The 13,092-nt window shown below is 73.4% G+C and carries 16 protein-coding genes; 7 read left to right on the forward strand and 9 right to left on the reverse strand.

Annotated features, from left to right (window positions below):
- Positions 1 to 195 (forward strand): hypothetical protein (locus I4I78_RS21205; protein WP_218613200.1); only part of this gene is annotated, 195 nt, incomplete at its 5' end.
- Positions 196 to 201: 6 nt separating this feature from the next.
- Here the strand turns inward: I4I78_RS21205 and I4I78_RS21210 are convergent.
- Together I4I78_RS21210 and I4I78_RS21215 are read right to left on the reverse strand one after the other, a co-directional pair.
- Positions 202 to 1,362, reverse strand: a complete 1,161-nt coding sequence (locus tag I4I78_RS21210) for a cystathionine gamma-synthase (protein WP_218613201.1) — start codon at positions 1,360 to 1,362, stop codon at positions 202 to 204.
- A gap of 54 nt (positions 1,363 to 1,416) precedes the next feature.
- Positions 1,417 to 2,784, reverse strand: coding sequence for a cystathionine beta-synthase (locus I4I78_RS21215; protein WP_218613202.1), 1,368 nt, complete (start codon positions 2,782 to 2,784; stop codon positions 1,417 to 1,419).
- Positions 2,785 to 2,934: 150 nt separating this feature from the next.
- Here I4I78_RS21215 and I4I78_RS21220 point away from each other — a divergent pair, with 150 nt between their 5' ends.
- Positions 2,935 to 4,155 (forward strand): acetyl-CoA C-acetyltransferase, encoded by a 1,221-nt coding sequence (locus I4I78_RS21220; RefSeq protein ID WP_218613203.1) that lies wholly within the window; start codon positions 2,935 to 2,937, stop codon positions 4,153 to 4,155.
- A 75-nt stretch (positions 4,156 to 4,230) separates the two neighbouring features.
- Here the strand turns inward: I4I78_RS21220 and I4I78_RS21225 are convergent, their stop codons facing one another.
- The 4 genes from I4I78_RS21225 to I4I78_RS21240 all read right to left on the reverse strand — a co-directional run bounded on the left by I4I78_RS21225 (position 4,231) and on the right by I4I78_RS21240 (position 7,637).
- The gene (locus I4I78_RS21225; RefSeq protein ID WP_218613204.1) at positions 4,231 to 4,680 is read right to left on the reverse strand and encodes a hypothetical protein; all 450 of its coding nucleotides are present in this window, start codon (positions 4,678 to 4,680) and stop codon (positions 4,231 to 4,233) included.
- A gap of 80 nt (positions 4,681 to 4,760) precedes the next feature.
- Entirely contained in the window at positions 4,761 to 6,173 is a 1,413-nt protein-coding gene (locus tag I4I78_RS21230; RefSeq protein ID WP_308252267.1) for an MFS transporter, read from the reverse strand.
- Between the two features lie 246 nt (positions 6,174 to 6,419).
- Entirely contained in the window at positions 6,420 to 7,235 is an 816-nt protein-coding gene (locus I4I78_RS21235; protein ID WP_218613205.1) for a Bax inhibitor-1/YccA family protein, read from the reverse strand.
- Between the two features lie 102 nt (positions 7,236 to 7,337).
- On the reverse strand, positions 7,338 to 7,637 hold the full coding sequence (locus tag I4I78_RS21240; protein WP_218613206.1) for a hypothetical protein: 300 nt from the start codon (positions 7,635 to 7,637) through the stop codon (positions 7,338 to 7,340).
- Between the two features lie 211 nt (positions 7,638 to 7,848).
- Between I4I78_RS21240 and I4I78_RS21245 the strand changes: the two genes are divergently transcribed.
- A complete protein-coding gene (locus tag I4I78_RS21245) occupies positions 7,849 to 8,064 on the forward strand; it encodes a hypothetical protein (protein WP_218613207.1) in 216 nt (71 codons plus the stop codon).
- A 42-nt stretch (positions 8,065 to 8,106) separates the two neighbouring features.
- On the opposite strand, the gene I4I78_RS21250 is transcribed toward I4I78_RS21245, so the two are convergent.
- Positions 8,107 to 8,388 (reverse strand): hypothetical protein, encoded by a 282-nt coding sequence (locus I4I78_RS21250; protein ID WP_218613208.1) that lies wholly within the window; start codon positions 8,386 to 8,388, stop codon positions 8,107 to 8,109.
- A gap of 112 nt (positions 8,389 to 8,500) precedes the next feature.
- Here I4I78_RS21250 and I4I78_RS21255 point away from each other — a divergent pair, with 112 nt between their 5' ends.
- Positions 8,501 to 8,821 (forward strand): DUF397 domain-containing protein, encoded by a 321-nt coding sequence (locus tag I4I78_RS21255; protein ID WP_218613209.1) that lies wholly within the window; start codon positions 8,501 to 8,503, stop codon positions 8,819 to 8,821.
- A gap of 578 nt (positions 8,822 to 9,399) precedes the next feature.
- Here I4I78_RS21255 and I4I78_RS21260 read toward each other — a convergent pair.
- Entirely contained in the window at positions 9,400 to 10,050 is a 651-nt protein-coding gene (locus tag I4I78_RS21260; protein WP_218613210.1) for a class I SAM-dependent methyltransferase, read from the reverse strand.
- 132 nt (positions 10,051 to 10,182) lie between these two features.
- Here I4I78_RS21260 and I4I78_RS21265 point away from each other — a divergent pair, with 132 nt between their 5' ends.
- The 3 genes from I4I78_RS21265 to I4I78_RS21275 are packed head-to-tail and all read left to right on the forward strand — an operon-like array spanning position 10,183 to position 12,552.
- The gene (locus tag I4I78_RS21265) at positions 10,183 to 11,418 is read left to right on the forward strand and encodes a sensor domain-containing protein (protein ID WP_218613211.1); all 1,236 of its coding nucleotides are present in this window, start codon (positions 10,183 to 10,185) and stop codon (positions 11,416 to 11,418) included.
- Entirely contained in the window at positions 11,361 to 12,020 is a 660-nt protein-coding gene (locus I4I78_RS21270) for a response regulator transcription factor (protein ID WP_218613212.1), read from the forward strand. Before I4I78_RS21265 ends, I4I78_RS21270 begins: the two co-directional genes overlap by 58 nt.
- A gap of 28 nt (positions 12,021 to 12,048) precedes the next feature.
- On the forward strand, positions 12,049 to 12,552 hold the full coding sequence (locus I4I78_RS21275) for a GNAT family N-acetyltransferase (RefSeq protein ID WP_218613213.1): 504 nt from the start codon (positions 12,049 to 12,051) through the stop codon (positions 12,550 to 12,552).
- Between the two features lie 12 nt (positions 12,553 to 12,564).
- Here I4I78_RS21275 and I4I78_RS21280 read toward each other — a convergent pair whose 3' ends face one another.
- Complete coding sequence (locus I4I78_RS21280; RefSeq protein WP_218613214.1) at positions 12,565 to 13,029, reverse strand: hypothetical protein; 465 nt, start codon at positions 13,027 to 13,029, stop codon at positions 12,565 to 12,567.
- Positions 13,030 to 13,092 lie beyond the last annotated feature (63 nt).

Here is a 13,092-nt window from a genome sequence, read left to right on the forward strand (position 1 = left end):
GCCGCCGGTCTCGCGGTGCTGGCCGTGGTGACCGTGCGCACCGCGGGCTGTGACGAGCCGGCGCGCTACGAGCTCCTGCCCGGCGGCGGGTCCGTGCTGCTCGGGGGCTGCGTCGAGCCCGGTGACCTCGTCGTGCCCCCGCCTCCTGGCCCGCCGGCGACGGCACCGGAGGCCCCGGTGCCCTCGCGCAGCTGAGCCGGGCTACGCGCCCGCGGCGTCCAGCGCGGTGCGCAGGTCGTCGAGCAGGTCGTCGACGTCCTCGATCCCGACCGAGAGCCGGACCAGCGAGTCCGGGACCTCGAGCATCGACCCGGCGACCGACGCGTGCGTCATCTGGCCCGGGTGCTCGATCAGCGACTCGACGCCGCCGAGCGACTCGGCCAGGGTGAACAGCTTCGTGGTCGCGCAGATCTTCAGCGCCGCGTCCCGGCCGCCCGCGGCCAGGAACGACACCATCCCGCCGAAGCGGCGCATCTGCTTGGCCGCGACCTCGTGACCGGGGTGCCCGGGCAGCCCCGGGTAGAGCACCGAGCTCACGCCCGGGTGCGCGGACAGCAGCTCCACGACGCGCTCGGCGTTGTCGCTGTGGCGCTCCATCCGGACGGCGAGGGTCTTGGCCCCGCGCAGCGTCAGGTAGGCGTCGAACGGCCCGGGCACCGAGCCGACCGAGTTCTGCGTGAACGTGATGCGTTCGGCCAGCTCGTCGTCCGAGGTCACCAGCGCGCCGCCGACGGCGTCGGAGTGCCCGCCGACGTACTTGGTCGTCGAGTGCAGGACGACGTCCGCGCCGAGCGCGAGCGGAGTCTGCAGGTAGGGCGAGGCGAACGTGTTGTCGACGACCAGGCGCGGCGGGTGCGGGGACGACACGCCGTGCGCGACCTCGGCCAGCCCGGCGATGTCCGCGACGCCCAGCAGCGGGTTGGTCGGCGTCTCGCACCAGATCACCTTGGTGCTCGGGCGCAGCGCGGCCCGTAGCGCGTCGAGGTCGCCCAGGTCGACCGCCGTGTACTCGACACCCCAGCCGGAGAGGACCTTGTCGACCAGACGGAACGTGCCGCCGTAGGCGTCGTGCGGGATGACCATGTGGTCGCCCGGGCGCAGCAGGATCCGCAGCAGCGTGTCGGTCGCGCCCATCCCGGAGCCGAACGCGTGCGCGTGCCGTCCGCCCTCGAGCGCGGCCAGACAGTCCTGCAGCGCCGTGCGGGTCGGGTTGGCACTGCGCGAGTACTCGTACCCGCCGCGGGTGCCGCCGACACCGTCCTGGGCGAACGTCGAGCTGGTGTGGATCGGGAGGATGACCGCACCGGTCGTCGGGTCCGGCTCCTGGCCGGAATGGATGGCGCGCGTGGAGAACCCCTGCATGCCCCGGAAGGCTACGCCCGCCCGGCGCGGGCGGGTCGGGCGCTCAGTCCGAGCTCACCCGTTCCCCAGGAACGACAACACGTCCGAGCGGGTGACCACGCCGGCCGGCTTGCCGTCGACCAGCACCAGCGCCGCGTCCGCGCTCGCGAACGCGGTCATCGCGTTCTGCAGCGACTCCCCCGCACCGAGCGTCGGCAGGTTCTTCGACATGTGGTCCTCCAGCCGGTCGGAGAGCTGGGCCCGGCCGTTGAACAGCGCGTCGAGGATGTCCTTCTCCACCACCGCGCCGGCCACCTCGGCCGCCATCACCGGCGGCTCGGCCCGCACGATCGGCATCTGCGACACGTTGAACTCGCGCAGGTAGAGCACCGCGTCGGCGACCGTCTCGTTCGGGTGCGCGTGCACGAAGTCCGGGATCGAGCCGTCCTTGCGGCGCAGCACGTCGCCGATGGTGGCGCCCTCGGTCGGGGGCAGGAAGCCGTAGCTGGCCATCCACCCGTCGTTGAACACCTTGCCCAGGTAGCCGCGGCCGCCGTCGGGCAGCAGCACGACGATCACCGAGTCGGCCGGCGCCGACGCGGCGACCCGCAGCGCGGCGATGACGGCCATCCCGCAGGAGCCGCCGACCAGCAGCGCCTCCTCGTGGGCCAGTCGCCGGGTCATGTCGAACGAGTCGGCGTCGGAGACCGGGAGGATCTCGTCGCAGACGTCCTTGTCGTAGGTGCTCGGCCAGAAGTCCTCGCCGACGCCCTCGACCAGGTACGGGCGGCCGCTGCCGCCGCTGTAGACCGAGCCCTCCGGGTCCGCGCCGATGATCTTCACGCGCCCGCCGGAGACCTCTTTGAGGTAGCGCCCGATCCCGCTGATCGTGCCTCCGGTGCCGATCCCGGCCACGAAGTGCGTGATCTTCCCGTCGGTCTGCTCCCAGATCTCCGGGCCGGTCGTCGCGTAGTGCGACTCCGGGTTCGCCTGGTTCGCGTACTGGTTCGGCTTCCAGCCGCCCTCGGTCTCGCGGGCCAGCCGGTCCGAGGTCTGGTAGTAGGAGTCCGGGTGGTCCGGCTCCACCGCCGTCGGGCAGACGACGACCTCGGCGCCGTAGGCCTTGAGCACGTTGCGCTTGTCCTCGCCCACCTTGTCCGGGCAGACGAAGATGCACCGGTAGCCCTTGCGCTGCGCGACCATCGCCAGGCCGACACCGGTGTTGCCCGAGGTCGGCTCGACGATCGTGCCGCCCGGCTTCAGCTCACCGGAGGCCTCGGCCGCCTCGATCATCCGCAGCGCGATCCGGTCCTTCACGCTGCCGCCCGGGTTCAGGTACTCCACCTTCGCCAGTACCAGTGGGGACAGCCCCTCGGCGACCGTCCCCAGCCGCACCAGCGGGGTGTTCCCGACCAGGTCGACGATGTGCTCCACGTAGCGCATGGGTCAATCGTCGCACCCCCCGGTCGGTGACGGCCGGGCGCGGGCGCCGACCGTGACCGGTCAGGGCGACCATCGTCACTCCCTCGTGATCGGTTACCCGCGAGTACAGTCCTTGCCGACGACATCCGCCACACCTGGAGGAGGACGACGATGCCCGAAGCCGTGATCGTCGCCGCGGCCCGATCCCCGATCGGCCGCGCGAACAAGGGGTCGCTGGCCGGCATGCGCCCGGACGACCTGACCGTGCAGATGGTGCGCGCGGCCCTGGCCCAGGTGCCGGCGCTGGATCCGACCGAGATCGACGACCTGATGCTCGGCTGCGGCCTGCCCGGGGGCGAGCAGGGCAACAACCTCGCCCGCATCGTGGCCGTGCAGCTGGGGTACGACACCGTGCCCGGCACGACCATCACCCGCTACTGCTCGTCGTCGCTGCAGACGACGCGGATGGCGCTGCACGCGATCAAGGCCGGCGAGGGCGACGTGTTCGTCTCGGCCGGTGTCGAGACCGTGTCCCGGTTCGCCAAGGGCACCTCGGACTCCTGGCCGGACACGCACAACCCGCTGTTCGCCGACGCCGAGGCCCGCACGGTCGAGACCGCGCAGAAGGGCGCCGGGACCTGGACCGACCCGCGCGAGTCCGGCCTGCTGCCGGACGCCTACATCGCGATGGGGCAGACGGCGGAGAACGTCGCCCGCCTCGCCGACGTCAGCCGCGAGGACATGGACCACTTCGCGGTCCGCTCGCAGAACCTGGCCGAGAAGGCGATCGCGAACGGCTTCTTCGAGCGTGAGATCACCCCGGTCACGCTGCCCGACGGCACCGTCGTGCGCACCGACGACGGCCCGCGCGCCGGGACCACCTACGAGGGCGTCTCGCAGCTCAAGCCGGTGTTCCGCCCGGACGGACGGATCACCGCCGCCAACGCGTGCCCGCTCAACGACGGCGCGGCCGCCCTGGTGATCATGTCGGACACGAAGGCGGAGCAGCTGGGCCTGACCCCGCTGGCGCGGATCGTGTCGACCGGCGTCACCGGGCTGTCCCCGGAGATCATGGGCCTGGGCCCGGTGGAGGCGTCGAAGCAGGCGCTGCAGCGCGCCGGGCTCACGATCGGCGACATCGACCTCGTCGAGATCAACGAGGCGTTCGCCGCGCAGGTCCTGCCCTCTGCCCGCCAGCTGGGCATCGACGAGGAGAAGCTGAACGTGCACGGCGGCGCGATCGCGCTCGGCCACCCGTTCGGCATGACCGGCGCCCGGATCACCACCACGCTGCTCAACGGCCTGCGTGCCCGCGACGGGCGCTTCGGGCTGGAGACGATGTGCGTCGGCGGCGGCCAGGGCATGGCAATGGTGCTCGAGCGCCTGAGCTGACCCTCTCCCCACCGCAGTCCTCCGCCGCCGCGTACCCCTCTCCGGGTGCGCGGCGGCGGTCGTTCGCGGTGCCGGTCAGGCGACGGCCGGGCCGGCCGGGTACTGCAGGGCGATCCCGGCCTCCTCGACCGCGGCCTCGGTCCGCAGCCTGGCCAGGCTCCGGTCCGCGTCCAGTGCTCCGGCCGTGCCACCCGCGGTGACCGTCGCCCGCAGCGGCGGGTCCGGGATGCCGACGGCCGCGCACACGTCGAGCAGGACGTCGTCGTAGGCGGCCAGCACGGCGGTCCGGCGGACCCGGGTGGACGGCGGCGGGCCGCGGTGTTCGGCGTGCAGCCGTCGCAGGTCCGCGACCAGGTCCTGCAGCGGCGCCCGCGTCGCACGGACCGGTGGGGCCGGGCGCCAGCGGTCCCACAGAACCCGCACCGCACGCGGCAGGCGCAACACCAGCCACAACAGCACCGCGGGTGAGAACGCGATCAGTGCGAACAGCACGATGCCGACGAGCACCGACCGGTCCCCGGCCATGGACCGATGCTAGACGTGATCCCACGCACACACGAGCGCCGGCCGGGGACGGACCCCGGACCGGCGCCGGTGCGCGGAACTCAGGTCCTGCCGGCCGCGATCAGCTCGCGGGCCTCCTCCTCGGTCGCCACCGCGGGCTTGGAGCCCTCCAGCGGCTTGCCTGCGGACTCGACCAGGAAGTAGCAGCTGACCAGCCCGACGACGCCGGCCGCGATCAGGTAGTACCCCGGCCAGTTCAGGTCGCCGGTCAGCGTCACCAGCGCGGCGATCACGGTGGCCGCGGTCCCGGCGAACGCCGAGACGAACAGGTTGAACGTGACCGACAGACCGCCGTAGCGGATCTCGGTCGGGAACAGCGACGGCAGCGTGGACGGGCAGATCGACGAGAACATCACGAGCGTGAAGCCCATGATCAACAGTCCGCCCATCTGACCGAACAACCCGGACTGCAGCAGCAACACCGACGGCAGGCCCAGGACGACCAGCATGATCGAGCCGACGATCAGGATCGGCTTGCGCCCGACCCGGTCGCTGATCCGGCCGATGAACGTGATCACCACCATCAGGATCAGCAGGACGCCGATCTGCAGCAGGTTCGACGTGGTGCTCGAGACGCTCTCCAGCCCGGCGTCGGCGAGCGTCCCGGTGGTGTAGGTCGGCACGTAGGCGGTCAGCACGTAGTTCGTGACGTTCCAGGCGACGATCAGCCCGCCGGCGACGAGCATCGCGCGCCAGTGCTTCGTGAAGATCAGCTTGAGGGCCTCGAGCGCCGGCCTGCCCTCGTCGCTCTCGGACTGGTCGAGCAGCTGCTGGAACGCCGGCGTCTCCTCCAGCTTGTTCCGCAGGTAGAGCCCGACCAGGCCGAGCGGCAGGGCCAGCAGGAACGGGATGCGGAAGCCCCAGCTCAGCAGGTCCTCCCGAGGAAGCACCACGACCAGGATCGTCGAGATCGAGGCCCCCAGGGCGTAGCCGGTGAGAGTGCCGAACTCCAGCCAGCTGCCGAAGAACCCGCGCTTCTTGTCGGCGGAGTACTCGGCGATGAACGTCATCGCGCCGCCGTACTCGCCACCGGTCGAGAAGCCCTGGATCAACCGGATCACCAGCACCAGCAGTGGGGATGCGATGCCGATCGCGGCGTAGCTGGGCACCAGCCCGAGCAGGAACGTGCCGGCCGCCATCAGGATGACGGTGATCGACAGGACCCGCGTCCGGCCGATCTTGTCGCCGAGCGGGCCGAAGAACAGCCCGCCGAGGGGCCGGACCAGGAACGACACCGCGAACGTGCCCAGCGCCAGCAGCGACGCGTTCGATCCCGCGCCGGAGAAGAAGACGTCCTTGACCGACGACTCCACCAGGTACGAGTAGACGCCGAAGTCGTACCACTCCGTGACGTTGCCGATCGCGGCCGCAGCGACGGCACGCTTCATCGTGGAGTCGTCGGTGACGATGACGTCCCCGATGTCCTGTGGTCCTGCGGCGGCACTTTCGGCCACGTGATCCCCCTGCCCTCGCGGTTCCGGGGGACGTTAATCCGGGGTAATGCGATCCGTCGAATCGACCGACCATTCTGTGCATTGATCGCGTGTGAAGTTCGCTTAGCGAATTATGTCCGATTGCTCCGAGAACGACGAACGCCGCGGACGAACGGAGCACGAGGCTCCGCCGTCCGCGGCGCAGGGCCGGAGGGGGCGATTCCGGCCCGTCCCGGCCACGAGGGCCGGGCGTCGGTGCCGGCGCTGCTAGTCGCCGCGCAGGTAGCTCAGCAGGCGCAGGATCTCGATGTAGAGCCAGACCAGCGTCGTCATCAGGCCGAAGGCGATGTACCAGGCGAACTTCGCCGGTGCACCGCCGCGCACGGCCTGGTCGGCGGCGTCGAAGTCCAGCAGCAGGCTGAACGCCGCGACGCCGATGATGACGAGGCTGATCAGGATCGACAGCGCGCCGCCGCTGCTCATCGGGTTGCCCGGGAAGAACATCTCCCCGACGAACCGGGCGAGCGTCAGGACCACGACGCCGATCAGGGCGCCGATCATCCACTTGGTGAACCGCGGGGTCACCTTGACCGCGCCGGTCTTGTAGACGATGAGCATGCCGACGAACACGCCGACCGTGCCGAGCAGGGCCTGGAACCCGATGCCCCTCATGTTGTCGATCTGTTCCAGCAGCCCGGCGATCCCGCCGAGCGCCACACCCATCAGGGCGGAGTAGGCGAGCACCGTGCCCGCGTTCGCCCAGTTCGGCTTGAACGACAGGGCGAAGGACAGGATGATCCCGACCAGGAACGCGGGAAGGGCCAGGATGTAGAGACCGCTCAGGGCGGTGAGTGTGCCGGCGACGATCGCGAGTCCGCCGCTGACCGCAGTTCTGATGACGATGTCGTCGATCGTGATCGGACGGCCGCCGCTCCCGGCGCGGCCGTGCCCGACCTGTGACGCCCGGGTGTCGGCGTAGGCGGTCGCGCCGCCCATCAGCCCACCCTGGTTGCCGAACGAGGCGTAGCCGCCACCCTGCCCGCTGGGCAGGTTGCGGAACGCCGGGTTGCTGGTGGAGCGCACCTTGATCCTCCTCGACGTGCGGCGAGACACCGATGGTGACGGGTCTCTGTCCGCTACAACGCCGGCGACCCGCCGGTGGTTCCCGCCCTGGTAAAAGAAAATTTACCGCAGGTCGGAGGACCGGTGCGTCCCGGCCGCTCGGCCGCGGTCCGGGCGCTCCACGATCGGGAGCCCGCGCGTCACCGGCGGGATGTCGGGCGTCGTGTCGGAGACCGGGTCCCTGTCCAGCGGCGCGGCACCGCGCAGCTCGGAGCGGATGAGGCCGGGCCACCGGCCGACCGCGGCGAGCCCCGCCGCCCAGGCCCGGCGCCCGGCCGGGCTGAGCACCGCGACGACCACCAGCACGACGACGGCGAGCAGCACCACGGTCGCGGTGCCGTCCAGTCCGATCGGTCCCTGCACGATGCCTCCGTCCTCCCCGGCCGCGGCGGCGACCGGACGCTCTGTGCATCCCCGGGCCACCGGCCCGGACCACAGCCCTGTCCGGGGTTCAACGAGCAGGGACGGAGACGGTCACCGTCCGGCCCCCGCCCGGCCCCCGTCCGGCCGGACTAAAGTGGCGGCCCCGGGCCGCCGGTCGTGGCCCGGCCGATCGGCGAAAGGGTGAGCGCGGATGTGGGCCTTCTTCTCCCGGCGGCTGCGGATGTGGCTGCTGTTCGCGGTGGGAGCGCCGCTGCTGGCCTGGCTGCTCGGCCGCCTCGGCGACGTCGTGGAACGCCGGCGGGGCCCGAACGGGTTCAGCAGGACCCTGCACACGGCGCGGGGCTGGCTGCGCCGGCGCACCCGCGGCCCGCTCTCGCACCGCGACACCCAGCCGCTCGCCCGCTGACGCTCGCGCGCCGCGGCGCCCGTGCGTGACCCCGTGCGTGGTTCAGCTGGGCAGGCGGCGTCCGCGGCCCCGTGGACGGCCTCGCTGCGTCCGCCGCTCCGGCGGACGGCCGAGCTCGTCACAGCGGGGGCAGCGCGTGCCGTCCGGCTCGACCATCGGGGCCGGGGCGATGAGGTGGCCGCACAACGCCTCGTAGCGACCCATCCGCAACGCGGGCGCCGACGACAGCTCGACGTCGGTCACGATGTGTGCACGGTTGTCGCGGACCGACGTCAGCGTGATGAGGTCGTACCCGGGCGTGCGATCTGTCGCGCCGCTGCTCACGACCGATCACCCGGCAACCGGGACCATCGGGCGGACCGGCACATCTGATGCACTCCCCGTTCGGTCGGCTGCACCCCATCGTGGCCAATGCACGCGGCCGATGCAAGATCAGATGCAAGAACCTTTGTTACTCTGCGCTACGAACCGGGTGCACGCAGGCATCCACCGTCCTGCCGTCGGAGGTCTCGTGAACCAGCCCAACGGAGTCCCGGCCGCCGAGCTCGGTCCCGTCACGTGGCGCCGGAGCTCCGGTGGTGGCCCGGACGGGGAGAGTGTCGAGTTCGCGCTGCTGGACAACGGCGACGTCGCGGTCCGCAACGCCCGGGACCCGCAGGGCCCGGCCCTGATCTACACCCCGGCCGAGATCTCGGCGTTCGTGCACGGCGCGAAGGCCGGCGAGTTCGACGACATGGTGACCGGTCGGCCGGACTGAGCGCGTCCGCAGCGCCACCGCGAGGACGACCACCCCGACCAGCGGTAGCGAGACCCAGCCGGCGTGCCGGGCGGCGACCGGACCGAGCCGCGCGCCGAGCCCGACCAGGGCCGCGGCCCACAGCGTCCCGGACACGGTGAGCGCCGGTCCGGCGCACCGGTAGCCGATCCCGGCGGCGCCCGCGACCCGGGGCAGGACCGGCCGGAGCACGCTCGCCCAGTGCCCGGCCGCGAGCAGCAGCGCGGCGGGTACGCCGTCCCGGTGCCGGAGCCACCCCCGCGTCCGGTCGAGCGCACGCCGCACCCGGTCGACGGCGGCCGGACGGGCGGGCACGACGACACCGGCGCGGCCCCGCCACCACCCCACGTGCGCGCCGGTCACGGTGCCGAGTGCGGCGGCCGCGACGCACACCGCGGTGCTCTGCCCGGCGAGCGAGGACCAGATCCCGAGCGCGACCGCCACCGTCGTGCCCGGCACGGCCATTCCGAGCACGGTCCCGCTCTCCACCGCGAGCACGGCCACGGCCAGCAGCACCACCAGCGGCGCAGGCAACCGGGCGGCCAGGTCGAGCGCCGCGCTCAGCACGGCCGGGGCCCGCGGCCGAGCAGCAGCCGCGCCGGGGGCACGTTCGCCCAGATCGTGGGGGTTCGCTCGACCCGACCGAACACGTCGGCCATGTCCGCCCGCAGCCCGCGCGCGGCCCACGCCGGGCGGTAGGTGATCGCCACGAACGCGCCGGCCGGGGTCAGCCGCCGGGCGGCCGCCGACAGCACCCGGCGGCGCTCGACCGCCGTCATCACGGTCAGCGGCAGCGAGCAGACCACGGCGTCGGCCCGGTCGATCCCGGCCTCGTCCAGCACCCGCTCCAGCTCGGCCGCGTCCGCCGCGGCGACCTCGAGCTGCGGCGACGTCCGGTGCAGGTACTCGACCAGCGCGGGGTCGGACTCCACCGCGACCAGGCGTCCGCCGTCCGGCATCCGCGCGAGGATCGCCCGGGACAGCACGCCCGTCCCGGCGCCCAGCTCCAGCACGGCCGGGCGGCCGCGGTCCGGGACCACGGCCGCCATCCGGGCCGCGGCGGCACGGCCGGTCGGCGTGACCGCCCCCATCCGTCGCGGGTCGGCCAGGGTGCGGGCCAGGAAGCTGCGGCGTTCGGCCCGGCTCGTGCCGGCGGAAGCGGTACCGGCGGAAGTGGTAGCGGCAGGGCTCGTGGTGATCGGGGTGTCCATGGGTGACGACGGTCGTCGTCGGGCGGGCCGGGCGCGATCGGCCCAGGCCGCGTCCCGGACGGCCGCGGGCCCACCGCGAGGGTGGGGCCAGGCCCACTGTGCCGGAGGCCGGATCATGGCCAGACTGGACGGGTGACCAGCCCCGGACCGGCCCGCCTGCGCGGTCACCTCCTGCGCCAGGGCCGGGCCGCGGCCGAGCTGGCCTGCGCCGTGGTGGTCGGGACCGTCGCGTTCGGCACCCTCGTCTGCTTCGGGTTGGGCCTGATCCTGATCCCGGTGTTCGGGATCGGCGTCCCGGTGGTGATCGGCGCACTCGGCGCCCTGCGCAGGATCGCCGGCGTCGTCCGCGGTCGAGCCGGAACCGCGCTCGGGGCGGAGCTGACCGCGCCGTACACCTCCACCCCGAGCTGGGCGTGGCGTGATCTGCGCTCCTGCCTACGCGACCCGCAGACGTGGCGGGACGCCGTTTGGGCGGTCGCGAACACGCTGCTCACGTTCGCGACGGTGCTGGTCGGCTACATCCTCGCGCAGATCGGGCTGCACGGTATCGGCCCGGCCACGTTCCTGGTGCCACAGATACTGCTGGTCCTCGCCGTCGCGATCGCCTGGTGGACGATCCCGTGGGCGCTGCACCTGTTCGTGCAGCTGGCCCGGTTGCTGCTGGCACCGCCGCCGGACCCGGGCCTGCGCCGCCGGGTGGCCCAGCTGACCGAGTCCCGCGCGGCGACGGTGGACGCGCAGGCCGCGGAGCTGCGCCGGATCGAGCGCGACCTGCACGACGGCGCCCAGGCCCGCCTGGCCGCGGTCTCGATCACCCTCGGTCTGGCCGCGCAGGTGCTGCGCACGGACCCGGAGCGGGCGTTCACGCTGCTCGCCGAGGCACGCGCGGACGCCGGCACCGCCCAGTCCGAGCTGCGCGACCTGGTCCGCGGCATCCACCCACCGGTCCTGGCCGACCGCGGCCTGGCCGGCGGGCTGGAGGCGGCGGCGCTGCTGTGCCCGGTGCCGGTGCGGGTCGAGATCGCGTTGCCGCACCGCCCGCAGGCCCCGGTGGAGTCGGCGCTGTACTTCGCGACCACCGAGGCCCTGACCAACATCGGGCGCCACGCCGGCGCGACCCGGGCCTGGCTGCACGCCGGGCACTCCGACGGCACGCTGTGCGTGCTGGTCGGCGACGACGGGCACGGCGGCGCCGACCCCGCGGCGGGCACCGGGCTGCGGGGCATCGCACGGCGGCTCGCGGCCTTCGACGGGACGTGCCGGGTCACCAGCCCACCGGGTGGGCCCACCGAGATCAGGATGGAGCTGCCGTGCCCACTCTCCGAGCCGTCGTCGCCGAGGACCACGTCCTCCTCCGGGACGGGCTGATCCGGCTGCTCGAGGCCAACGACGTCGACGTCGTCGACGCCGTCGACAACGGGCCGATGCTGGCCCGGGCCCTGCGCGAGCACGTCCCGGACGTGGCCGTGGTGGACGTCCGGCTGCCGCCGACGTTCACCGACGAGGGCCTGGTCGCGGCCATCGCGGCCCGCCGGGAGACGCCGGGGCTGCCGGTGCTGGTGCTGTCGCAGTACGTGGAGCCGCTCTACGCCCGGGAGCTGCTGGCCGACGGCTCCGGCGGCGTCGGCTACCTGCTCAAGGACCGGGTCGGGCACGTCGAGGAGTTCGTGGAGTCGGTGCGCCGGGTCGCCTCCGGCGGCACCGCGATGGACGCCGAGGTGATCGGTCAGCTGGTGGGGCGCACGACCGGCCCGCTGACCCGGCTCACCGACCGGGAGCGCGAGGTCCTGCACCACGTCGCGCAGGGCCGCTCGAACACCGCGATCGCGCAGGCGCTGTTCGTCGGCGAGAAGGCGGTGGGAAAGCACATCGGCAGCATCTTCGGCAAGCTCGACCTGGCGCCGTCCGACGACGACAACCGGCGGGTGCGGGCGGTGCTGGCCTACCTGCAATCCGACACCCGATCGTGAGTCGCACCCGGCCCGGGACACTGGTGGCGTGCCGCGCTACCCCGCTCTGCTCCGTACCGGGCGCCTGACGCTGACCCGCCCGTCGCGCGCGGACCGCCGCGACCTCGTCGCGCTGGACCTCGACCCGTCCCAGCACCCGTTCTCCACGCCGCCGACCCCGCGGCTGGCCCGGGCGGCCGTGCGCGGGCACCGGATCCACTGGTTGCGGCACGGGTTCGGGTGCTGGACGGTGCGCACCCACGACGGCGGCCCGGTGGTCGGGATCGGCGGGCTGACCCTGGCCTCGGACGGCCCGGCCCACCTGCTCAACCTCGGCTACCGGCTGCACCCCGCCGTGCGCGGCCTCGGCCTGGCCACCGAGCTGTCCCGGCGGGCGCTCGAGCACGCGGCCGCGGCCGGGCCCGGGCTGCCGGTGGTGGTGCTCACCCACCCGTCGAACGAACCCGCGGCCCGGATCGCGGAGCGCCTCGGCTTCGCGCCGGACCATCCCGAGCACGGCCGCGTGCTGCGCTACCGGCTCTCCCCCGCCTGATGGGCCGGCCGGTCACCGGCGGCCTCGGAAGAACGCCGTCGCCGACGGCCGGAACATCGTCACCAGCGCCGCCGCGACCGCGACGAGGTGCACTACCCGCAGGCCGGCCGCGAGCAGCTCCGGCGCGCCCGCGGTGCTCAACCACGCCACCGGGGACCCGCCGCCCAGCACCCAGCCGAGCGGTTCGACCACCAGCGACAGGGTCCCGACGACGCCCATCAGCACCGCGACGGCCCAGCGGACGGCGTTGCGGCCGGTGCGCAGGGCCAGCACCAGAGCACCGAGGACCAGGTAGATCCCGAACCGGACCGCGAGGTCACCCGCGGCCGGCGGGTCCGGTAGGGCCAGGTGCACGAACGCCTCGGCCACCCCGGCCAGGATCGCGCCCAGCCACAGGACGACGGCCGATCTCACTGCGGCCGGCGCCCGGACGGGCCGGGGACGCGGGGCGCGGACGTCGGTGGTGTGACTGCTCATGGCGGACCTCCGGGGCTCGGACGAGACGATCCGCCGAGCCTGGCCCGCGACTGTGTCCCGTCC

The organism is Pseudonocardia sp. KRD291 (assembly GCF_019263595.1).
Classification (GTDB): Bacteria; Actinomycetota; Actinomycetes; order Mycobacteriales; family Pseudonocardiaceae; genus Pseudonocardia.